We start from the raw sequence: 21948 nt of genomic DNA on the forward strand, positions 1-21948 counted from the left end.
GCCTCACAACCCGACGACGCCCGGTCTGCGGCGGGAGGGCTTACGAACCCCTGACGTTCCGGCGCCGTACGGTCGCCGGGAGGGTCCGTGGCCGTACGGTCGGTGGCATGTTGATCCTGGTCACCGGAGGCGCGGGCTTCATCGGCTCGCACGTCGTCACCGCCCTCACCGGCGCCGGGCACGGCGTGCGCGTGCTCGATGCGCTGTTGCCCGCCGCGCACCGCACGTCCCCGCCCATCCCCGACGGGGTGGACTGGAAGCACGCGGACGTGCGCGACGCGGCGGCTGTGGCCGAGGCCCTCCAGGGTGTGGACGTCGTCTGTCATCAGGCGGCGATGGTCGGGCTCGGCAAGGACTTCGGCGACGCTCCAGCGTACGTGGGCTGCAACGACCTGGGCACTGCGGTGCTGCTGGCCGGCATGGCCGAGGCCGGGGTGCGTCGTCTGGTGCTGGCGAGTTCGATGGTGGTCTACGGAGAGGGCCGCTACGAGTGCCCGTCGCACGGCGTCGTACGGCCGGGGCCGCGCAAGGTGGCAGACCTCGAAGCGGGCCGCTTCGATCCGTCCTGCCCGAGGTGCGGTGAGCCGCTCGCCCCCGGCCTGGTGGCCGAGGACGCCCCGCTTGATCCACGCAACGTCTACGCCGCCACCAAGCTCGCGCAAGAGCACCTGGCCTGCGCGTGGGCGCGCGCCGTCGGCGGGCGGGTGGCCGCGCTGCGCTATCACAACGTGTACGGGCCCGGGATGCCGCGTGACACCCCGTACGCGGGCGTCGCGTCACTGTTCCGGTCCGCGCTGGAGCGCGGTGAGGCACCGCGCGTGTTCGAGGACGGCGGCCAGCGGCGGGACTTCGTCCATGTACGGGACGTGTCCGGGGCCAACCTCGCGGCCCTGGACGGTCTGCCCGGTCTGCCGGAGGGGACCGCGCGGGCGTACAACGTCGGCAGCGGTGAGCCGCACACAGTGGGGGAGACGGCCGCCGTCCTGGCCGAGGCGCGCGGCGGGCGGGCGCCGGTGGTCACGGGCGAGTACCGGCTCGGCGACGTCCGCCACATCACCGCCTCGTCACGCAGTCTGCGAGACGAACTGGACTGGAAGCCGCGGGTCGCCTTCGTGGACGGAATGACGGAGTTCGCGACGGCCCCGCTGCGAGCCGGCTGAACGTCTCCCATCGGCCGGCCCCGCGGATGCGGCGGCAGACCTCAAGCCCGTCCATGCCGGGCAGCATCGGGTCCAGCACCACAAGGTCGGGTGGCTCGGCGGCGGCGCCCGCCACGGCGGCGGGTCCGTCGCCGGCCACGTCGACGGCGAAGCCCGCCCGGTCCAGGTAGCCGGCGACGACCTCGGAGACGGTGGGGTCGTCGTCCACGACGAGTACGCGTTTCACGCCACCGAGTCTCGCACCGGCTTTCGGCCGTCGGCGGGAGCGGCGGTGGACGTCAGCGATCCGTAAGATCACTGAATCCTTTTTGTCCGTTCTCTCCCCCTAGGGTGAGTGGGGTGATCGAGACATCCCCCTCTACGCCTGCTCCTGTGGACGTGGTGCTGCCCTGCCTCGACGAGGCCGAGGCCCTGCCGTGGGTGCTGGACCGCGTCCCCTCGGGCTGGCGCGCGATCGTCGTCGACAACGGCTCCACCGATGGCTCGGCGGACATCGCCCGCGCCCTCGGGGCGCATGTGGTCCACGAGCCGCACCGCGGCTTCGGCGCCGCCTGCCACGCGGGCCTTGCCGCCGCCACGGCCGACGTCGTCTGCTTCTGCGACTGCGACGCCTCCCTCGACCCGGCGCTTCTCCCCGCCGTCGCCGGGCCCGTTCTCGACGGCTCCGCCGACCTCGTACTGGGCCGCCGCAGGCCCGTCACGCGCCGTGCCTGGCCCCTGCATGCCCGCCTGGCCAATGTGGAGCTGGCACGCCTGATCCGCCGGCGCACCGGACTGCGGCTGCACGACCTGGGCCCGATGCGCGCCGCCCGCCGCGAGTCCCTGCTCGCCCTGGGCCTGACCGACCGGCGCTCCGGCTACCCACTGCAGATGGTGGTCCGCGCCGCCGACGCGGGCTGGCGGGTGGAGGAGACGGATGTGCCGTACCGGCCCCGCACGGGCCGCTCGAAGGTCACCGGCACCTGGCGTGGTACCTGGCAGGCCGTACGGGACATGCGCGCCGTCCTCGCCGAGCGTCCCGCCGCCGACCCGGTGTCCGCGGTGACCACCCGGGGAACCGGGCGATGAGCGCCCGGCTCCCGGTCACAGGGCCGGCCACGCTGCTGGTCATCGCCAAGGAACCCGTGCCGGGGCGGGTCAAGACGCGGCTCATCCCGCCCTACACGCCCCAGGAGGCGGCCGCTCTGGCCGAGGCCGCCCTCGCCGACACCCTGCACACGGTGCTCAAGGTCCCCGCCCGGCGCCGCGTCCTCGTTCTCGACGGTGCTCCCGGTCCCTGGTTGCCGCCCGGCTTCGACATCGTGCCCCAAGAGACCGGCGGCCTGGACGAGCGGATCGCGGCCGCCTTCGGCCACTGCGACCACGGACCGGCCCTCCTGATCGGCATGGACACCCCCCAACTGACCACGGACCTTCTCGGGGACATCGGATGCGAGGGCCACGACGCCTGGTTCGGGCCGGCCGCGGACGGTGGGTTCTGGGCGCTGGGTTTCGCCGACCCGGCGCGCGCCGCGGCTCTCGTACGGGGCGTGCCGATGTCCACCGACCGCACCGGGTCGACGCAGCGGTGCCGACTCGTCGAGGCGGGGCTGAGCGTGAGCGACCTGCCGGAGCTGCGCGATGTGGACACCGCCACCGACGCCGTCGCGGTCGCCGCTTGCTGCCCGCCCGGCTCGCGTTTCGCCGCCACGGTGAACTCGTACGCGGAGGCCGGTCGGTGAGCGGCAGGGCGAGCGGTACGGACCCTGCCCTCACCGAGTGGACGACGCAGACCGCGGCCCGACAGCATCCGCAGACCGTGGCGGCGTGGCCTGCCCGGCTCCCTGCGCAGTCGTATCCCTCGGATCGGCCTGGTGCGGCGGAACCGGGCGAGGCGTGGACGGACCACCCCTACGCCGACGCCCTGCGCACCGGACGCGGCCCGCTCTTCCTGCGCCGCCTGTCGCCACCGGCCCATGCCGACGGCGCCGGAGGAGAAGGGGAACTGCTGCGGCTGGACGTAGAGCGCTGGTGCGCTGCCCCCGACGCCGCCGACACCGGCGTTCTGCACCGTTGCACCGGCCCCGTTCTCGACGTCGGCTGTGGGCCGGGACGTCTGGTGGCGGCGCTGGCTGCCGGGGGCGTGCGGGCGCTCGGCGTGGACGTCAGCCCGTCCGCGGTGGCCCGTACCCGACAGCGCGGGGGTGCCGCCGTGCGCCGGTCCGTGTTCGACCGCCTGCCGGGGGAAGGCCGCTGGGGCACCGTCTTGTTGATGGACGGCAACGCCGGCATCGGCGGCGACCCGGTCGCCCTCCTGGTCCGCCTCCGCGCCGTGGTCCCGCCCGGCGGGCGCCTGCTCGCGGAGGCCGCTCCGCACGACGTGGACGAGCGCCTCACCGTCCGGGTCGAGGACGCCCACGGCCGGCACGGCCGCCCCTTCCCCTGGGCCCGCGTCGGCACCACCGCCCTGCTGCGTGCAGCCGAGGCCGCGGGTTGGATCCTGACCGGCCGGTGGACGGCCGAGGGCCGCCCGTTCGTGGAACTGCACCGCCCGCAGCCGGGGCGTCACGGCGGGCACGCCACGGCTGCGGGAAGGCCCGAACGCCCATGAGTGACACCGCCGCCTCGCAGCATCGATCTCCCGAGCCGACGCCCGGTCAGCCTGCCGCACCCATGAACCACCCCTCGGCCCGTATCAGCATCATCGTCACCGCGGTCCTCCTGGCCGCACTCACCGCCGTCGTCTTCGACACTGTTCGCGCGGGCGACACCCAGAGCAACCCCGGCCGGCTGCTGACCGGATACGCCGTCGCCTGGGCGCTGTTCGCCGCCGCGGTGTGGGCCGTGCGCAAGGCCCCGGTGCGAGCCGCGACCGGACTGGTCCTGGCCGGTGCGGCCGCCGTGGCGCTGGCCGCGCTCGCCGCACCGCCCCGCACCAGCAACGACATGTACCGCTACGCCTGGGACGGCCGTGTCCAAGCCGCCGGGATCTCCCCGTACGCCCACCCGCCCGCCGCACCCGAACTCGCCAAGCTGCGCGACCAGTGGCTGTTCCCCACCAAAGGCTCCTGCCAGGCCTGGGGACTGACCCGTACGGACAGCGGTCTGTGCGTCCGCATCAACCGCCCCACCGTCCCCACCATCTACCCGCCCGTCGCCGAGGGCTGGTTCTTCGCCGTCCACGTCCTCTCACCACCTGACAGCCGCCACAAGCCACTCCAAGCAGGCGGCGCCGTCCTGGCGTTCGGCACCACCGTCGCCCTGCTCACCGTGGGCCGCCGACGCGGCGCCCCGCGCCGGGCCCCGGCCCGCACCGCCCTGTGGGGGTGGTGTCCGGCCGTCCCGTTCGAAGCGGTCAACAACGCCCACATCGACACCCTCGGCGTCCTGCTCACCGTGCTCGCCCTCGGCACCGCCACCGCCGGGGCCCGCCGCGGCGCACTCCTCGGCGCCGCGATCGCCGTGAAACTGCTGCCGGTTCTGGCCTTGCCCGGCGCTCTGTCCGGGCAACGCAGCCCGGCGCGAGTGCTGCGCGTGGTGTCAGCTGTGCTCGCCGTAGTCGTGCTTGTCTACCTGCCCTACGTCATCGCCTCCGGCGCGGGCGTCCTGGGCTACCTGCCGGGCTACCTCCAGGAGGAGGGCTACGAACCCGGGGACGTGCACCGTTTCGCCCTGCTGCGGCTGCTGCTGCCGGACGCCGCCGCAGAAGTGACCGTCATCGTGCTGCTCGCACTGACGGCCCTCTACGTGTGGTGGCGCGGCGACCCGGCCCGCCCCTGGCGCGGTGCCCTTCTACTGACCGGCACGGCCTTGCTGCTGGTCTCACCCAACTACCCCTGGTACTCACTGATCGTCGTCGGTCTCGCCGCCCTCGACGGCCGCTGGGAGTGGCTGACCGTCACCGTCGCCGGCACCGTCCTCTACCTCGGCGGCCGACCGCTGCCCGGCTTCCCCCTCCAGGCGTGGGCGTACGGCACGGCCGCCGTGTGCGTCGCGCTCGGCGCCTGCCTGCGCGCCGCTCCGGCACGGCACCTTCTGGACCGACGCCGCGGCCGGCGCCGGCCCCGCACCTGACGCGGATCGAGGACGCCTACCGGGGCCCCGGAGCCGCCCGCCGCGGACACACAGCGCCGACTCGGCGTCGACGACCCGGCCCACCGGCCACCGTGGTACGGCGCGTGGGGCGCAGATTCGGGCCGCCGATCTTGTCCGGCACCACGGCATCAGCGCTGTCGTTCCTTGGCTGAATTCGAGGCAGCCACGACAGTACGGCCGATGTCCGGCCGCACCAAGTGAACCGGTGAGGGACAACGCCGGGTGACGGAGAAGTTGGTGGACGTGAACTTGTGGGCTGAGGCGGCGGTTCACGGGTCTGTCGTATGTATCACCTCTCGCTCCGCTGCCAGACGGAGGTGAGCGCCGTGACGGGGTTGGGGTCGGCCGGCGCTGCCGGCCACCAGTCGCCGTCGTCATGCCGGAGGTAGGGATACCAGCGGGTGTCGGGGCCCAGGCGCAGCTGGATGCGGTGGTCGGTGAGGGTGAGGCGGTTGCGCCAGGCCCTGAGGGTGACCGGGGTGGTGGTCATGTCGGTGAGGGCCTCGGTCAGGGCGGTGCGGCCGGCTGACATCGTCGCCGGGTCGGGGGTGTGAGGGTGTTCGGCGACGGTGAGGCCGGTTGGGCCGCCGTACCGCCAGGCGCGGGTGAGGCGGGCGAACGCGGTCGGTTTGGCACCGGTGTTCTGGATGAGGTGGTGGAACCACTCGGGTCCGCAGTTGCTCGCGGCGATGCGTGCCGCGTCCTCGTGCTGGTTCAGACGCAGGCTGGTGGTGTCGCCCGTGAGCAGCCGGGCGGCGCGTGCGGCAGTGTCCGCCATCAGGCGTTCGAGGTCCGTGGCAGACAGGCCGGTGCCGGGTGGCGGGGCGGCGGGCAGTGCGGCGGTGTGGGGGACCGGTTCGGGGAGTTCGGGAAGGGACGGAGTGTGTTCGGCCAGGGCGGCCCAGGCCGCGTAGGCGTCGGCGGCCGGGAGGCCGGCTGGGGCCGGTGGGGTGGACGTCGCCTGGGTGGCCGTACGGCGGGCGCGCAACTGGGCGAGGACTTCCTCGCGGCCGCGGCCGCGCAGGGCGAACACCACGAAGGGGTCGGCGTCGATGGTGGCGGCGATGGCGTAGCAGAGCGCGGCGGCGTGTTTGCAGGGGTAGCCCCAGTCGGGGCAGGAGCATTCGGGGTCGAGTTCGGTGGGCTGCGGGAGCAGTGGGACGCCGGCGTGGCGGGCGTCGTCGACGAGTTCGGCGGGCATCTCGCCGTCGAGGAGTGCGGCGAGATGCCCGGCCCGGGCAGCGATGGTGTCGAGGAGGGTGTCCCACTGAGCGTCGGTGAGGACGGGCAGGTGGACGGCGGAGCGGTAGGGGCGGGGCCTGCTGCCCTGGACGGCGGCTTCGACCTGGCCGGGGGCGATGGTGACGGGGCCGACCATGCCCTGGCGGGCGTATGTGCGTCCGCGGGACAGGCGCCCCGAGTCCAGGGTGGAGTCCTCCAGGGCCGTCACCCATGCCTGGCCCCACCAGGTCGCGGCGAAGGCCCGCCTGCCGCGGGCGGGCACGCGGCGCGGGCTGGGGACCGAGGGGCTCATGACTGCCTCCCCAGGGCGACGAGTTCAGCGAGATCGGCGTCGGACAGTTCGGTCAGAGCGGCCTCACCGGAGCCGACCACGGCGTCGGCGAGCGCGCGCTTGGATTCGAGAAGCTTCGCCACCTTGTCCTCCACGGTCCCCTCCGCAAGGAGTTTGTGGACCTGTACGGGCTTGTCCTGGCCGATGCGGTAGGCACGGTCGGTGGCCTGGTCCTCGACGGCCGGGTTCCACCAGCGGTCGTAGTGCACGACATGGGTGGCCCGTGTGAGGTTGAGGCCGGTGCCCGCGGCCTTCAGGGAGAGCAGGAACACCGGCACCTCGCCGCGCTGGAAGCGGTCCACCATCTCCTCGCGCGCGGTGACGGGGGTGCCGCCGTGCAGGAAGAGGGTGGGGACGCCTCGTTCGGCGAGATGCTTCTCCAGGAGGGTCGCCATCTGTTTGTACTGGGTGAAGACCAGCACCGACTCGCCTTCGGCGGTGATGGTGTCGATCAGTTCGTCGAGCAGCTCCAGTTTGCCGGAGCGGCCGTGCAACGGTGTGGACTGGCGCAGGCTGTGCTCTTTCAGGAACTGGGCGGGGTGGTTGCAGATCTGCTTGAGCGCGGTGAGGAGCTTCAGGATCAGGCCGCGGCGGGCGATGCCCTCGGCTTCGGCGATCTTCGCCATGGTTTCGCGGACGACCGCCTCGTACAGGCTTGCCTGCTCGGCGGTCAGCGGCACGACGCGGTCGGTCTCGGTCTTGGCGGGCAGTTCGGGCGCGATGCCCGGGTCGGACTTCCTGCGGCGCAGCAGGAACGGGCGGACGAGCCGGGACAGCCGTTCGGCGGCCTGCGGGTCCTCGCCCGACTCGATCGCGCGGGCGTGCCGGTCGCGGAAGGCGGTGAGCGGGCCGAGGAGTCCGGGGGTGGTCCAGTCGAGGAGCGCCCACAGCTCGGAGAGGTTGTTCTCCACGGGGGTGCCGGTGAGGGCGACGCGGGCGCGGGCGGGCAGGGCGCGCAGTTCGCGGGCGGTGACGGCGTAGGGGTTCTTGATGTGCTGGGCCTCGTCGGCGGCGATCAGCGACCAGGTGTTCTCGGTGAGGGTCTCCCGGTCGCGGCGCAGGACGCCGTAGGTGACCAGGACGATCTCGTCGTCGGCGAGGTCCTTCAGGTGGCGGTCGCCGCCGTGGTAGCGGCGCACGGGGGTGGACGGTGCGAACCTGGCTGCCTCGCGCTGCCAGTTGCCGAGCAGTGAGGTGGGGCAGACGACGAGCGTGGGGCCCGCGGTGGCGGGTTGGGTTTGGCGGTGCAGGTGCAGAGCGAGCAGGGTGATGGTCTTGCCCAGGCCCATGTCGTCGGCGAGGCAGCCGCCGAGGCCGAGTTCGCACATCTCTGCCAGCCAGGCGAGGCCCCGCTTCTGGTAGTCGCGCAAGGCGGCTTTGAGTGCGGCGGGCTGGGCGGCGGGGGTGCGGGATTCGGGGTCGCGGATGCGGGCGACGAGGTCGGCGAGCGCCCCGACCGGTGCGCAGCGAAGAGTCTCCCCGTCCCGCTCCACCTCGCCGGTCAGCGCGGCGCCCAGTGCCTCGATGGGCGTGAGCGGTGCCATCCGGCGGCGCCTGGCGCGGGCGACCAGCTTCGGGTCGGCGACCACCCACTGGTCGCGCAGCCGGACGAGGGGGCGGCGCGCCTCGGCGAGGGCGTCCATCTCGGCCTCGGTGAGCGGGTCGTTGCCCAGCGAGAGCTGCCAGCGGAAGTCGAGGAGGGTGTCGGCGTCGAGCATGCCGGCCGCGCTGGAGCCAGGCGCGGTGCGTTGCCCGATCTCCGCGGTCGCGGTGAGTGCCTTGACCAGCTCGCGGGGCCAGTGCACGTCGACACCGGCCCCGCGCAGTGACTCTGTGGCGTCGCCCAGCAGGTCGAGGGCCTCGTCGTCGGTCAGCCGCAGCTGCTCCGGAGCCGCGTCCTTCAGCAGCCGGTCGAGCGGTGGCCAGACGCGGGCGCCACGGCGTAGCGCGAGCAGCGTCTCGGTCTCGGCGCGCGGGCCGAGCAGCCGCTCCACTTCGGCTGGTTCGTTCCACAGCTGTGCGGCCTCCATGACAAGGGCCGGATCCGCCGCGGTGTGCAACTGCGGGACGGCCCGGAACTGCCGACGTCGCCCCTCGGGTACGTCGACCCGCAGCGAGACCCTGACATCGGCGGTGAACGCGGCGGCAGTCTCCTCGGCCCACTCACGCAGGGCGGGCACGGCACGCGTCTCACGCCAGGCGTACGGCAAGGCGCCCATGGCGAGCGGAGCGGCCGGGGTACGGACCAGTTCGTCGGCGACCGCGTCGCAGAACCGGCGTACCAGCGCGGCCGGTTCGGCGATCCTCAGCGGGACCGGGCCCGGCTCGGGCAGGCAGTGGGCGTGGGGCGGGAAGGCGGAGGCGAGGGCGTCGAGAGTCTGACGCTGGGCGGCGGTGAAGGGGCCCGCCTGCCAGGTGTCGTAGCCGGCGGGGGTGAGGGCCGGGTGAAGGCGGCCGTCGGCGAGCAGCCGCAGCGCGAAGCGGGAGGCGGCCTGCCAGGCGGCGGCGGACGGATGCGGCGGCTGTGCACCGGACAGCACGTCAACGGCCAGGGCGACGGGCAGCGCGTAACCCTCCACCCTCCGCCGTCCGACCGAGCGGCCGTGCGGGAGTACCAGTTCCGCTGCCTCGGCCTCGACGCCCACGGGCGCCAGGCCGTCGGCGGCGGTCGCCCCGGCGGGCTGCCAGAGCAACAGACGGCCGAGGCGGGCAGGCTCGCCGGGGAGGAACACCGTCGCCCAGCCGCCGTCGAGCAGACTCCGGGCCCAGGCGGCCGACTCCGGTGCGGCCAACGGCGGCACGCTTCTCGTGTCCGTGCCCTGCTCCCGTACGAGGACTCGTGCCACTCTCTTTCGCCTCACCGTCGTCCAAGCGGTCTTCGCCGCGCCTTCGTCCACCAGCAGGTTCCGCCCCTGCTGTCACTGGCGGGAGTGGGCCTTGTTCGCCGCGGTACGCATGCGTTTGGCCAGCCGCCTGTCGACTCCGCGCAGGCCCTCTCCCAGTTCGGCGAGCACTTGGGCGGTGGCCGGGTGTTCCACTCGCCACAGCTCGTCCACTCGCTGTTCCAGCGCCTCCGGTCCCGTGTTCCAGTTTTCCAGGAAGCCGCGGACCAACTCCTCGCTCTCCCCAGCACCGGCGAGCGGCGACAGTCCGTCGATGAGCAGCCACAATCCGGCTTCCTCCGCCCGCGCCGGGTCCACGTGCGCTTCTGCCCCGGGGTGTGCGCCCAGGGTCGCGGTGGCCACCTGGCGGCACCCCTCGACGTCGGAGTCCGCTGCCTTGCGCAGCACGCGCAGTGCGCGGGGGTCGTCGAGGTCGCCCAGCACCAGTTGGGCCATGGCTCGCTTCGCCGCGGCCTCGGGGCCGTCTCCCGCGCAGGCGTCGAGCAGCCCTACCGCGGCATCCGCCGCAGAGCGGTGTTCCAGCCACCCTTCGACCTCCCGGCGCATCTCCTCGGCCGAGTAGCCCAGGAGCCCTTGGAGCAGAGCGGCGGCGTCCGCCTCGGCGTACTCACCGAGCAGCGGCGCGGGCACACCGCACTCCATCAGGTGGGCGCGTAGCCCGTAGCGGCCGAGCGGGGTGAGTCGCATGCGGTCCCCGCGCCGGTCGTCCCACGACCGGTCCGACGCCGCCGACGAGGTTCCCGATCCGCCGCCCAGCTCCTGTCCGCCCATGGCGTTCAGGAGCGTGCGCAGAGCCAACTCCGGCGAAGCGTCGCCGTCACCGGGCTCGTACTCCACCGCGCCCAAGAGGGCGAGACCGTCCCCGAGCTCCCGGAAGGACGCCGCGAACAGCGCCTGGAAGAGTTCGAACTCCGGCCCGTTCGCGCCCACCTCACGGGACTTCGCACGCAGGTCGCCGGCATCCACCCAGGTGTCGTCCGGAGCGTCGTACAGCAACCCGACCAGTGAGCCGGCGATCTCGGCCGTCAGCTCGCCCAGCTCACCGTGCCACCCGTCCAGCACCCCCGTCTCACCGATCTCCTCCAGCAGATCGCCCATTGTGGTGGCCCAGAACTCCAGAAGGTCCTCGTCGGCGAAGTCAGTTGTCGCGCCGCCCCGCGCGCGGCCTCCGCCGATCGTGATCATCCCGCCGTCCACGGCGAGCCACCACGGATCATCGAGAACGGCCGCGTCCTTGGCGCTGCGCAGCGATTTCAGCGCACGAGCCCGCGCGACGGCATCGGCATACGGCGAGTCGTCGCCGGCCAGCTTCCACAGCTGGAGCTCCTCGACGGCCTCACGGGCAAGCACAGGCCGCAGCACCCGGCCGGCGGTGACCTGCCGTCCCTCGCGGCACCAGGCGGCGAGCCGCAGCGCCGCGTCGAAGAGCGGAGCAACTCGCACGGCAGCGAGAAGCTCCTCCCGCGGAGCCAGGGTCACCGGGCGCAGCACAGGCACATCCCCGTCCGGTGCGCCGACTCCGACATCGAACGGATCGCCCGCCCGGCACTGCCCGCAGGTGCACAACGCCACGTCCTCGGCGGTCAGCCGACGGACACCGCCGCGCCCGGCCCGCTCACCGTTCGGCAGCTCCGCCGCGCCGAACACCGTGTCCGGCGTCAACTGGGCCAGCCGCGCGGTGATCCCGTCCCGGTCGAAGGCCGCCGGATCGTAACCCGCCACCCGCAGCTCGGCGACAAGCTCACCGTACGGGCCATCCCCGGCCCCGTCCGCGGTGTCGAGGCATTCCAGCACCTCGGCCAGCCCCCACACGCCGCCGATGTCCTCGGCCGGGACATCGGCGCGACGCCCGCCGACGCAGCGCACCGTCCGCTCCGCGCCGACCGGACACGGCAGAGTCCTCTCCAGCGTGATCCCGTGCTCCCAGTCCTCGCCGAAGTCGTAGACGTAACGCAGCCGTGCCCCCTCCGCGGCCAGCACGTCGCCGAGCGCGGTGGCGGCCTCGTCGCCGACGCCGTGACCGACGTCGGGAGCGATGTCGATGAGTCGGGCCGCATCGCCGTACTCCCGGCCGAACTCGTCGGTGAAAAGGTGCAGATGGCCACCATGCCATCCGAAGGCGACCTGGATGGCGTCGTGCAACGTCCCGAGCGAGGTGTCGGACGGCAGTACCAGGCGCCGCCACAGGGGTGGTCTCGTGCCGTGCAGCACGATCTTCAGCTGGAGATCGGACGGGGCCGTCTTCCCGTCTCGCCGCATCTGCTGCTCCCACCGTATCGGGACCACTCGAACGGCCCCATCATGGTGCTGTCGGTGGGCCCAGCCCAAACCCGGTTGTGGCGGCCACCGTCCATCTGGGCACATTTGGCCTCGACGCCGCCCGCAGCGGATATCCTGCTCCCTCAGGATCTTCGCGGGCAGCGCAGGCGCTCGGGAGCCCACGGCCCCGCCGGCCACAGTCCTCGACATGTGCAGACGCAGCGTGACTGCTCAACGGGGAGCGGGCGGTGATCGAGGCCGACAGCGCAGGCGACCTGTTCACCTCCTCCTGCTATTGGAAATCAGCCTCGGCACTCGCAGCCATTACCTGCGCTTGCCACGAGCCGGACCGCTCGGCCAGGTCTGCCAGACGCTGAACGCTGCCTTCCCATGCCGCACGGTATGCATCATCGTGGGTGGTAAGGCGCCGGTATGCCCCGGCCGCCACGAAGCAGGCTCCCGCGGCAGCCGCCGGGTCAGGCTCGTACGCACCTGCCGTTTCGACCAGTTGTTCCTCGATCGCGCACATCCACGCTGCGAGAGACTCCAACTGACCGACCGTCACACCCTCCAGCTCCAGCGCGAAGGACGCCCAGCGCAGGCACTCCGCGAGGTCCCCTCGTACGTTCAGGTACAGGTCGCACAGCCGGAACACGGCATCGGGGTGGCCGGCCCCCGCGGCACGGGTCAACCACACGACAGCGGCTTCGACGTCGTGCCGCCCCCAGTGGAGCAGCCCGAGGTGGTACGCGGCGTGGACCTCACCTGACGCGGCGGTCGCTTCGGTTCGGTGGGTGCTCGCCGCATCGGGCCCCGACGTCCGCGTGACCCCCTGTCCCGGCGTGCCCAAACGTTCGGCGGCACGCTCCAACAACTGCTCCCCTTCCTCGACTTGCCCTTCACCCATGAGCAGCAACCCCAGATAGAAGGTTCCATCCGCACTGCCCGCGTCGGCTGCCTTGCGCCACCATCGCTTCGCCCCTGTTTGATCGCCGGTTTCGTGGCAGCGGAAGCCGACGTGCACGGCCGCCTGTATGTCACCCGCCTCGGCGGCCCGTGTGAACAGTTCCTCGGCCTCGAGCAGTCTGCCCTGCCGTTCGTAGAGGACCGCGAGGTTGTGATCTGCGTTCGGAGCGCCCTGCTTGCCGGCGAGCCGCCACAGTGCCTCGGCCTGTGCCTCGTCCCCTCGCTGCGACATCAGGACGCCAAGACCCACAGCCGCCGCCCAGTCACCGACGTCCATCGCCCGGCGGTACCAGTGCTCGGCTGTGTCGATATCGCCGCGCAGCAGGGCGAGCATGCCGAGGTTGTTGTACGCGGCGGGGACACGGCGGGCTGCAGCCTTCTCGTACCAGAGCACCGCACCGTCGTGGTCTCCTCGGTCCTGTGACAGCCTTCCCAGCAGATAGGCGGCCTGCCCGCTGCCTGCCTCAGCCGCCGCCCGGTAGGCCTCGGCGGCACCCTGAAGGTCTCCGGCACGCGCCAGGCCGGCGGCGCGCCGGATGGCCTCTGCGGCGTCGGGCGGCTCCCGGTCCGGGTCAGGCCGCGACGGCATCGACATCAATCCCTCGCCGTCCTGCGAGGTGTGGCCGGTCAGGTCGAAGAACCGCTCCGCCGTCGATTCGGCGGCCCGCTGTCTGTCCGGGTCCCCTGGGTCGTAGTGGTCGGGGTAGAGCTTGTGCACGGGCTGGGGCACCGGTGCGGCGTGAGGGCTGAAGAGTGAGAAGCCCGTAGAGGCGGTGACCGTGAGTTCCCACCAGGGCCGCCAGATGTGCCCCGCACAATCGATCTCCGCCGTCAGCCGCCACCGCACCCACCGCCCGTCCTGCGTCACGGGTGCGCAGGTGAGGGTGGCACTCCCACCTGGGGCGACGGTCAGCGGCAGAACGGGATCCGCGCCGAGTTCCGCCAGCTCGGTGACGGGTGAGCGGTCCAGGAAGATCGCGACATCGGGACTGAGCAGGCGCCGGTATGCCCGGACCGCGCGCTGGGCGGACTCCAGCAGGTCGGAGCTCATGGCTATGTCAGGCATCCGCGACCGGGCTAACGAGGAGCCGTCGGCCAGCAGGGGCAGACGGTCCGTCACCTCCGCCCGCAGTGACCGCAGAACGATCTCGTCTTCCCCCGTGGCGGTCAGGGAGACAAGCAGGTTGTGCCCGGTAAGCGGGATGTTGACCGCCTCGGAGTTACCCAGCAGCCCCGGCGAGGCGATGTGCATGAGCTGACTGTGCACGGCTGCCCGCACCACGAACGGGGTGTCGTCCGGCAGCCCTTGTACGGGTACGGGGCGGATGGGGCGTGTCATGTCGTAGACGGCCTTTACCGAGCCGGGATCCCGTTCGGGTGCGCCCTCCGTTTCCGGGAGTTCCTTCGCCCGGCGGACGGGGTCCGTCGCCGGGCCGGCTCGCCGCTGCCGGTGTCGCACCATCGCCACGAGCGCGGAAAGAGCTGATACGGCGGTCACCGAGAGGTAGGGCCCCCATGCGTGCACCCCCGTTGCGGCGAGGACGGCGCCGCCGACCACTGCGGGCAGTGCCGCGCCCAGGACGACAGTGCCGGCACGGCGCCAGGCCTTGGCCATCAGACACCGCCCAGCTGACGTCCGGCAGTACGGAACGCGTGACCCTGGAGGTCGACGCGGGTACTGCCCCGGCGGCCCGCGGACGTCCAGTCCAACCACAGCACCCACTGCACGAGGGCGCGCTCGGTGCTGACGAGGAGGTCGAAGATCTCGGACTCGTCCGCGGCGATTCGGTAAGGGAAGTCGCTTTCGCCCAAGGCGCGCACCTCCGGCGGGTCGGCGTCGAGGGAAGCCTCGAAATGCCGCACCGGAACTTCGGCCGCGTGTCTGGTGAGATTCCCCGGGAACTCTTCGCGGGACAGGACCTCCGCACGCACTCCCATCAGCACCACGGCCGAAGGCCCCATCGAGGTCACGACGATCCGGACAGTATGCCCGGCGGCCGGGACGTCGACGACGCGGTCGCCGAGGTCGAGTGTGACGTAGTCGTGGTTCCTGATCTCTGCGGTGACGGCGAGTGGGGGACTCTCTGTCAGCTCCCTCCTGGCCCTACGCCGGGCCAGGGTGCCCTGGAGATGTCTGGGTGCTTCCTGACTGAGGTACGCGGCCGCGGCAGCCGCTGACACACCGGCCCCCCAGGCCAGCGTCTGCCCCGGTTGCCACAGCAGCGCGAGGCCTGCGACCGTGGCCACTCCTCCGCCGGCCCCGCCCCACACAAGGACGCGACGTCGCCTGTCGGCTCTCGGCATATGTCCCCCGTTTCACCCACCGGACCCGCCGGCCTCCGGCTCGCTCCGTTCCGGGCCCCATGTCCTGAATCGACCATATGGTCAACTACCCCGCCGGCAAGCCCGGTTACCGCATGCGCGCCAACCGCTCTCCCGTCTCATCGACAACACCGCACATCTGCCAACCCGGCTGGATCCGCTTCGCCGGCGGCGGGACGGCAACTACCTCGCGGTCGACATGGACCCCGCCCGCAACGGGCTGCCCGGTCAGGTCATCGCCTCGGGCCGCGACTACGACGAAGGGCCCGTGTACGTCGCCGACTCCCTCACCTCTCTGCTCCAAGAGCACCTGGAACTGCTGGAGAAGGGGTCCTACGAGGGGTACGCCGACTACATATCCCCGCGTCGGCCCGGCTGCGACAGCGGCACACAGCAGATCATCGGCGCCATCCCCGAAGAGGTCCCGCCCACCCTCCAGGCCATCCACGTCAACGACGCCACCGGCATCGTCGACCTCGGCCCGCTGACCGCCGCCCCCGGTTTGCGCCGCGTGCACCTCAACCGCTGCACCACCGCCGACCTGACGCCCCTGCGCGGCCTGCCGGTCGAGTCGCTCCGCGTCGCCCTCACCGGCGGTGACCTCAGCCCGCTGGCGGGCCACCCCCACCTTGCGTCGCTCGACCTGAAGACCACCGCCCCGGTCGACCTCACGCCGCTGCGTAGCGTCCCCCACCTGCACGGTCTCGACCTCACGGGCGCCGGGACAACCGACCTGACCGTCCTCGCCGACCTCGCGGACCTTCGCTATCTCAGCCTCGGCCGGCAGCAGTGGGCTGCGCCGCTCGACCACGGCAAGGTTCCGCCGCGCTGGCCGCCGTCGGCCTTGTCGGGGACGACGTCACCTTCGACGACGCCATCCCCTTGGCCTCGCGTGTCGGCCTGGACACCGGCGACGTTCTCCGCGTCGCCGGCAGTCTCTGAGGAGTACAGGAGGCGGCACGGCTCAAGCCGGCTTGCGCCAGACGGAGATGTGCTTCGCGGAGTCGTCGGTGAACGGCGTCCCGTCCCAGTCGCCGACGCGCCGGTCCAGTTCGAGCCCCGCGATCCGCGCCATCAGGTCGAGTTCCGCCGGCCACGCGTACCGGTGCCGGGAGTCGGTGCGGCGGTAGGGGCCATCGTCCTCGCCGTCACGGCTGAAGTGGTGCGAGACGAGGATCTGCTCGACGAGGTCGAAGGTGTCGAAGCCGAGATGCCGGTCGGAGACGTCGAACGGCACCGCGACCTGCCCCGGCGGCAGGAACCGCAGCGGCGGCACGCCCAGCTCGATGACGAACCGGCCGCCGGGCGCCAGATGGCGCGCGGCGTTGCGGAAGCACTCGACCTGCTCGTCCTGGGTGAGCAGGTTCGTGATCGTGTTGTAGACGAGGTAGACCAGGGTGAACTCGCCGGGGACGGTGGTCGTGGCCATGTCCCCGAGGGCGACCGGGAGCCTGTCCTCGTCGATCTTGCGCCGCAGGACCGCCGCCATGTGCTCGGACAGTTCGATGCCCACCACGGGCACTCCGCGTTCCCGGAGCGGGACGCCGACGCGTCCGGTCCCGATGGCGAACTCCAACGCCCGCCCGTCACCGGCGAGTTCGGAGAGGAAGTCGAGAGTCGGTCCGAGGAAGGAGGCCGAGGACCTCTCGGCCTCCCCGGCGTCGTAGCGTTCGGCGGTTTCGCGGCTCCACAGTTCGCTGCTCGTCACGGGCGGTCACTTTGCCGGGCGGGGCGGGAGGCTGTCCACGCATTTTTCCAGCCACCGGCTCCGTGGGCAGATCAGTAACCTGGCGGTTACTCCGTGTCCTGCTCGGCGCGTTCCGCGTCGCGCTGCTTCAGGCGTGCCGTCTCCTTGCGCACCTCGGCCTGCGTGGCGCGCTCCTTCTCCAGCCACTCGGGCTGCTCCTGCTTCAGCTCCTCGATCTGCTCGGTGGTCAGCGCCTCGGTGACCCCGCCGCGCGCGAGACCGGAGATGGAGACACCCAGCTTGGCCGCGACCACCGGACGCGGGTGGGGGCCGTCGCGTCGCAGGTCCCGCAGCCACTCGGGCGGATCGGCCTGGAGCTCGTTGAGCTCGGCACGCGAGACGACGCCCTCCTGGAACTCGGCGGGCGTGGCGGGGAGGTACACACCCAGCTTCTTCGCCGCGGTGGCGGGCTTCATCGTCTGGGCGGTCTGGTGCGACTTCATGGTGTCCAGACTATCGACCGCGGACGGGAGGGCCGACCACGCCGGGTAACCTGGCGGCGTGACCGGCTCGGATGCATCTGCCTCGTTCCGGCTCGCGTACGTCCCCGGGGCGACGCCCGCCAAGTGGGCGCGCATCTGGAACGAGCGCCTGCCCGACGTCCCCCTCGCCCTCCTCCAGGTTCCGGCCGCCGAGGTCGCCGACGTGCTGCGCGGCGGCGCGGCGGACGCGGGGCTCGTACGCCTGCCCGTGGACCGTACGTACTTCAGCGCGATCCCCCTGTACACCGAGACCACGGTGGTGATCGTCCCCAAGGACCATCTCGTGACGGCCGTGGACGAGGTGTCCGTGGCGGACCTGGCCGACGAGGTCGTCCTCCACCCGCTCGACGATGTCCTCGGCTGGGAACGGCCGCCCGGCGAGGAGGCCTTCGAGCGTCCCGCCACCACGGCCGACGCCGTCGAACTGGTGGCGGCCGGAGTGGGGCTGCTCGTCGTCCCCCAGTCGCTGGCCCGCCTCCACCACCGCAGGGACCTCACCTACCGGCCGGTCGCCGACGCCCCGCAGTCGGGCATCGCGCTGTGCTGGCCGGAGGAGGCGCACACCGACCTGGTGGAGCACTTCATCGGGATCGTGCGCGGCCGGACCGTGAACAGCACCCGGGGCCGCGCCCAGGCCCCGTCCGAGGAGCAGCCGGGGCGCAAGGACCGGCGTGCGGAGGCGGCGGATACCCGCCGCAAGCCCGCCACCAGCGGAAAGACCGGCGGAAAAGCTGGGGGAACGACCGGCGGAAAGGCGGGCGGCCGTACGGGCCAGGCCGCGGGCCGCTCCGGCAGGACGACCGGCCGTGCGGACGGCCCCGCGGCCCGCAACCGGCGCGGCGGCTCGGGTGGCTCCGGCGGCTCGGGCGGCGGCAGGAGCGGCGGGCGGGGCAGGCCGGGCCGCGGGGCGTAGCCGCCCCCTGCGTCACTGGCCCCGTGCCGTCGCCCCCCTGTGTCACAGCCTCCCTGGTCAGTCACCCCACAGGGGCAGCCACAGCCCTTGAGTCTCGCCCCCGCATCACGCCCGCACGCCGCGGCCGATCGACTCCACCAGCGGCAGCAGCCGGAACGGGACCCGCTCGCGCAACGCCACCTCCGTACGGGTGCGCACCACGCCCGGCAGGCTGATGAGCTTCTGGACGACGTCCTCCAGGTGGGCGTTGTCGCGCGCCACGACACGGGTGAGCAGGTCGCCTCCGCCGGTGATGGAGAACGCCTCGACGATCTCCGGTACGGCGGCCAGCGCCTCCCCGACATCGTCCAGATGGCCCTGGGTGACCTCGATGTGCACGAACGCCAGGACCGGGTGGCCGAGCGCGACGGGGGAGAGGGCGGGACCCGTACCGGTGATCACGCCGTCCCGTTCGAGGCGGTCGAGGCGGGCCTGGAGGGTGCCCCGCGCGACACCCAGGATGCGGGCGCACTCGCGCACGCTGGTGCGCGGCTGCTCCAGAAGCAGCCGCAGAATGCGGGTGTCGAGTTCGTCCACGGCCATGGCGACGGGGGTCTCCTCCCAGATCGGTGATCGACGCCGACTGTACCAATGGCTCACTGGAAAGCCTTCTGAGTGGACCAGTGTCCGTGGTCCATTGGCTCGCTGCCAGCGCGTTGATGATGTGTCCGAATGTGCCAATGGCTCAGTGATGCCGGGTTCGTTTGAGCCAGGGGCGCCGGGGATGCTCTCATGGACACGTCGACGGCGCTGCGGATCCCCGCGGCGCCTTTCTCATGCCGGTGTCGCACCGGCGTTCCGGGTGTCTTCCACAGGGGGCGGTAAGCAGTGCTGAAGAGGGTGTTCGTGGCTCCGGACCCGGGGCGGACACGGCTGCGTTTCGCCGCCAGGGCCGTCCTCGGCATCGGCCTGGCGGTCGCCGTCTGCGGGCTGGCCGGACACTCGCTGCCGGGTGCCGTCACCGGCGGGCTCGCCGCGCTGCTCGCCCTGTTCACCGTCACCGACCCCACGGTGCGCGGACAGCTCGTCACCACCGTGCTGCTGCCGGTCGCCGGCCTGCCCGTGCTCGCCGTCGCGGCCGCGCTCCACGACCACCCGATGGCACGCGACCTCGCCTTCCTCGCCGTGGTCGGCGCGGGCGTGTACGCGCGCCGCTGGGGGCCGCGCGGCCACAGCCTCGGCGTGTTCGCGTTCATGACCTTCTTCGTGGCGCAGTTCCTGCACACCAGGCCCGGGCAACTGGCGGAGGTGTCCGCCGCCGTCCTGCTGTCCGTGCTCACCGCGGCGGTCGTGCGCTTCGGCGTGTGGTGCTACGAGCGCCGGCTGCCCGCCGCGGCCGCTCCCGCCGGCCTGGGCGGCCGCGGACTGGACCGGGTGTCCACCCGGCAGGCCGTGCAGGCGACCGCGGGCGCCTGCTTCGCGCTCGTCGTGGGCCAGCTGGTGTCCGGGGACCGCTGGTACTGGGCCGTCGGCGCCACCTGGTGGGTGTTCGTGAACACCGCCTCGCGCGGCGAGACCCTGGTCCGCGGCTTCCGCCGGGTCCTCGGCACGGTGCTGGGCATCGGCCTGGCCGCCCTGGTCGTCGTCCCGCTGCACGGGGCCGCGCTCCCCACCGCCGTCCTGGTCGCCGTCTGCGTCTTCGGCATCTTCTACACGGCCGCCGTGTCCTACACCTGGATGATGCTCTGGGTCACGGTGCTCGCCACGGCGCTCTACGGCCTGCTCGGCGTCCTCGTGCCCGGGCTGCTCGCCCTGCGGCTCGGGGAGACGGCCGTCGGCGCGCTCGGTGCCTGGCTGGCCGTGCTCTTCGTGCTGCCCGTCACCACCCACGCCGTCACGGACGCCTGGATCCAGCGGGCCCTGCGCTGTGTCCACGCGTGCACGGCCGAGGCCGCGGCCCGGCTGGCCGGCACCATCGGCGCCGACCCGGCACCTCGCGTCGCCGAACTGGAGCAGCTGCTCGGCCGGGTGCGGCTCTCCGTCGCCCCGCTCGTGCACCCGCTGAACCCGATGCGCGGCCGCCGGCGGCGCGCCCGGCAGGTGCTCGCCCTGCTCGACGACTGCGCTCGCGAGATCCGCGGCCTCGTCGCCGTCGCCGCCGATCCGGAGGCCTCCCACGACGAGCGGCTGGCCGCCGCGTGCCGCCGCGTGGAGAGCGCGGTGGAGGCCCTCATCGACGACGACGCCCGCACCGTTCCGCGGGCCGCCCCCGCCCATCCCCGGCCGACGGCCGCGGAAGCCGCCCTCACCCATCTCCACGCCCTGGAACACGCTCTGGCGGAACTGGCCACGCCGCTGCGGGCGCCGTCGGGCTCGCCGATGGTGGGTGCGTGACGCCGACGGCACCGTGACGCCAACGGCACGAGGCGGGCCACACCGCGACTTGGTCTAGACCGAACGGGGGTGACTGCTACCGTCGCTCGGACGGGACGACCGAGAGGGGACCAGTGGTGGCACACGGCGGTAGGCGGCGGGCGTTCATCGGGTCGTTCACGGCGGCGGGAGGCCCAGGGGTCGTCACCGCGGCGGTGTCCGAGGACGGCGGGGGGCTGACCGTGCTCAGCGGCGTCGACGGCGTCCTCGACCCCTCGTACCTGGCCCTGTCCAGCGACGGCGGCACGCTCTACGCGGTGAGCGAGACGGCCGAGGGCGCCGTGGCGGCCTACCGCGTGAAGGGCGAGACGGTCGAGCTGACCGGGTCACCGGTGAGCGTCGGAGGCAGTGGCCCCACCCACCTGAGCCTGCTCGACGGGCACGTCCTGACGGCCAACTACGGTTCCGGCAGCGTCAGCACCGTTCCCGTCCGCGCCGACGGGCGCCTGGCCCCGGCCGCCTCGGACGTGCTGCGGCACACCGGCTCGGGCCCGCACGAGCGCCGCCAGCGCGGTCCGCACGCCCACCAGGTGCAGCCGGACCCGAGCGGCCGCTGGGCCGTCAGTGTGGACCTCGGCACCGACTCGGTCCGGGTGTGCACGCTGGCGGACGGGCGGCTCGTCGTGCACCGGGAGGTCGCATTGTGGCCCGGCTCCGGGCCCCGTCACATGGCGTTCCACCCGGACGGCGGGTACGCCTATGTCGTCAACGAACTGAGACCCACCGTCACGGTCTGCCGCTGGGACGCCGCCGAGGGCTCGCTCAAGCCCCTGACCGAGAACCCGGTCCTGCCGGACGCCCCGGCCCACGACGCCTATCCCTCGGGCATCGTGGTGGCGCCGGACGGCCGGTTCCTGTGGACCGCGACGCGCGGCGAGGACGTCCTGTCCGTGTTCGCGGTCGAGGCGGACGGGGAGCGGCTGCGGCTGGTCGGGTGCGTACCGTGCGGCGGCCATTGGCCCCGGGCGCTGACCTTCTCCGACGGCTTCCTGTACGTCGCCAACGAGCGCTCCGGGGACGTGACCTGGTTCGCCGTGGACGAGGAGACGGGGCTGCCCGCGAGGGCCGGGAAGGTCGCGGTGGCGGCGGCGTCCTGCGTGGTCTTCGGCTGAACGCCCATACGCCCGCACGGCCGCC

At 72.8% G+C, this 21948-nt stretch carries 17 protein-coding genes and 1 pseudogene; 8 read left to right on the forward strand and 10 right to left on the reverse strand.

Going from position 1 to position 21948, the window contains the following annotated elements:
• The first annotated feature begins 107 nt into the window (after window positions 1-107).
• Window positions 108-1160 carry an NAD-dependent epimerase/dehydratase family protein gene (locus tag CG719_RS06180; protein ID WP_100567452.1) on the forward strand — a complete coding sequence of 351 codons (1053 nt, stop codon included), beginning with the start codon at window positions 108-110 and terminating at the stop codon, window positions 1158-1160.
• Window positions 1161-1173: 13 nt separating this feature from the next.
• On the opposite strand, the pseudogene CG719_RS06185 reads toward CG719_RS06180, so the two are convergent.
• Window positions 1174-1386: pseudogene (locus CG719_RS06185) on the reverse strand (response regulator transcription factor); the annotation flags it as partial.
• A gap of 113 nt (window positions 1387-1499) precedes the next feature.
• Here CG719_RS06185 and CG719_RS06190 point away from each other — a divergent pair.
• The 4 genes from CG719_RS06190 (at window position 1500) to CG719_RS06205 (ending at window position 5213) form a co-directional block, all read left to right on the forward strand.
• A complete protein-coding gene (locus CG719_RS06190; RefSeq protein WP_199836534.1) occupies window positions 1500-2228 on the forward strand; it encodes a glycosyltransferase family 2 protein in 729 nt (242 codons plus the stop codon).
• Window positions 2225-2881, forward strand: coding sequence for a TIGR04282 family arsenosugar biosynthesis glycosyltransferase (locus CG719_RS06195; protein ID WP_100567454.1), 657 nt, complete (start codon window positions 2225-2227; stop codon window positions 2879-2881). The genes CG719_RS06190 and CG719_RS06195 overlap by 4 nt, the downstream gene beginning before the upstream one ends.
• Window positions 2878-3750, forward strand: coding sequence for a class I SAM-dependent methyltransferase (locus CG719_RS06200; RefSeq protein WP_100567455.1), 873 nt, complete (start codon window positions 2878-2880; stop codon window positions 3748-3750). Before CG719_RS06195 ends, CG719_RS06200 begins: the two co-directional genes overlap by 4 nt.
• A 62-nt stretch (window positions 3751-3812) precedes the next feature.
• Window positions 3813-5213: a glycosyltransferase 87 family protein gene (locus CG719_RS06205; protein ID WP_234375458.1), complete on the forward strand. Its 1401-nt coding sequence runs from the start codon at window positions 3813-3815 to the stop codon at window positions 5211-5213.
• Between the two features lie 310 nt (window positions 5214-5523).
• Here the strand turns inward: CG719_RS06205 and CG719_RS06210 are convergent, their stop codons facing one another.
• From CG719_RS06210 to CG719_RS06245, 8 genes are all read right to left on the reverse strand, one after another.
• Window positions 5524-6768, reverse strand: a complete 1245-nt coding sequence (locus CG719_RS06210; RefSeq protein WP_100567457.1) for an SWIM zinc finger family protein — start codon at window positions 6766-6768, stop codon at window positions 5524-5526.
• The gene (locus tag CG719_RS06215) at window positions 6765-9563 is read right to left on the reverse strand and encodes a DEAD/DEAH box helicase (RefSeq protein ID WP_100567614.1); all 2799 of its coding nucleotides are present in this window, start codon (window positions 9561-9563) and stop codon (window positions 6765-6767) included. Before CG719_RS06215 ends, CG719_RS06210 begins: the two co-directional genes overlap by 4 nt.
• A 162-nt stretch (window positions 9564-9725) precedes the next feature.
• A complete protein-coding gene (locus CG719_RS06220; protein ID WP_159024831.1) occupies window positions 9726-11969 on the reverse strand; it encodes a plasmid pRiA4b ORF-3 family protein in 2244 nt (747 codons plus the stop codon).
• 292 nt (window positions 11970-12261) lie between these two features.
• Window positions 12262-14187: a tetratricopeptide repeat protein gene (locus tag CG719_RS06225; RefSeq protein WP_159024832.1), complete on the reverse strand. Its 1926-nt coding sequence runs from the start codon at window positions 14185-14187 to the stop codon at window positions 12262-12264.
• A gap of 362 nt (window positions 14188-14549) precedes the next feature.
• Window positions 14550-15182, reverse strand: a complete 633-nt coding sequence (locus tag CG719_RS06230; protein ID WP_100567460.1) for a hypothetical protein — start codon at window positions 15180-15182, stop codon at window positions 14550-14552.
• Between the two features lie 163 nt (window positions 15183-15345).
• Complete coding sequence (locus CG719_RS06235) at window positions 15346-16068, reverse strand: hypothetical protein (protein WP_100567461.1); 723 nt, start codon at window positions 16066-16068, stop codon at window positions 15346-15348.
• Between the two features lie 153 nt (window positions 16069-16221).
• Window positions 16222-16965 (reverse strand): class I SAM-dependent DNA methyltransferase, encoded by a 744-nt coding sequence (locus CG719_RS06240; RefSeq protein WP_100567462.1) that lies wholly within the window; start codon window positions 16963-16965, stop codon window positions 16222-16224.
• A gap of 86 nt (window positions 16966-17051) precedes the next feature.
• Complete coding sequence (locus tag CG719_RS06245) at window positions 17052-17447, reverse strand: DUF5997 family protein (protein ID WP_100567463.1); 396 nt, start codon at window positions 17445-17447, stop codon at window positions 17052-17054.
• 58 nt (window positions 17448-17505) lie between these two features.
• Here CG719_RS06245 and CG719_RS06250 point away from each other — a divergent pair, with 58 nt between their 5' ends.
• Window positions 17506-18399, forward strand: coding sequence for a LysR substrate-binding domain-containing protein (locus CG719_RS06250; RefSeq protein WP_100567464.1), 894 nt, complete (start codon window positions 17506-17508; stop codon window positions 18397-18399).
• Window positions 18400-18504: 105 nt separating this feature from the next.
• Here the strand turns inward: CG719_RS06250 and CG719_RS06255 are convergent, their stop codons facing one another.
• Window positions 18505-18981, reverse strand: a complete 477-nt coding sequence (locus tag CG719_RS06255) for an Lrp/AsnC family transcriptional regulator (protein ID WP_100567465.1) — start codon at window positions 18979-18981, stop codon at window positions 18505-18507.
• A gap of 285 nt (window positions 18982-19266) precedes the next feature.
• Here CG719_RS06255 and CG719_RS06260 point away from each other — a divergent pair, with 285 nt between their 5' ends.
• A complete protein-coding gene (locus CG719_RS06260; protein WP_100567466.1) occupies window positions 19267-20772 on the forward strand; it encodes an FUSC family protein in 1506 nt (501 codons plus the stop codon).
• Window positions 20773-20888: 116 nt separating this feature from the next.
• Window positions 20889-21923 (forward strand): lactonase family protein, encoded by a 1035-nt coding sequence (locus CG719_RS06265; protein WP_100567615.1) that lies wholly within the window; start codon window positions 20889-20891, stop codon window positions 21921-21923.
• Window positions 21924-21948: the final 25 nt, after the last annotated feature.

The sequence above is a fragment of the Streptomyces sp. CB01373 genome (genome assembly GCF_002803075.1).
Lineage (GTDB): Bacteria > Actinomycetota > Actinomycetes > Streptomycetales > Streptomycetaceae > Streptomyces.

Excerpts from the sequence above, each read along its gene's own strand:
- CG719_RS06245 (WP_100567463.1), bottom strand. The coding sequence starts at position 17,447 with ATGAAGTCGCACCAGACCGCCCAGACGATGAAGCCCGCCACCGCGGCG.
- CG719_RS06255 (WP_100567465.1), bottom strand. The coding sequence starts at position 18,981 with ATGGCCGTGGACGAACTCGACACCCGCATTCTGCGGCTGCTTCTGGAG.
- CG719_RS06220 (WP_159024831.1), bottom strand. The coding sequence starts at position 11,969 with ATGCGGCGAGACGGGAAGACGGCCCCGTCCGATCTCCAGCTGAAGATC.
- CG719_RS06225 (WP_159024832.1), bottom strand. The coding sequence starts at position 14,187 with ATGCACATCGCCTCGCCGGGGCTGCTGGGTAACTCCGAGGCGGTCAAC.
- CG719_RS06180 (WP_100567452.1), top strand. The coding sequence starts at position 108 with ATGTTGATCCTGGTCACCGGAGGCGCGGGCTTCATCGGCTCGCACGTC.
- CG719_RS06195 (WP_100567454.1), top strand. The coding sequence starts at position 2,225 with ATGAGCGCCCGGCTCCCGGTCACAGGGCCGGCCACGCTGCTGGTCATC.
- CG719_RS06205 (WP_234375458.1), top strand. The coding sequence starts at position 3,813 with ATGAACCACCCCTCGGCCCGTATCAGCATCATCGTCACCGCGGTCCTC.
- CG719_RS06210 (WP_100567457.1), bottom strand. The coding sequence starts at position 6,768 with ATGAGCCCCTCGGTCCCCAGCCCGCGCCGCGTGCCCGCCCGCGGCAGG.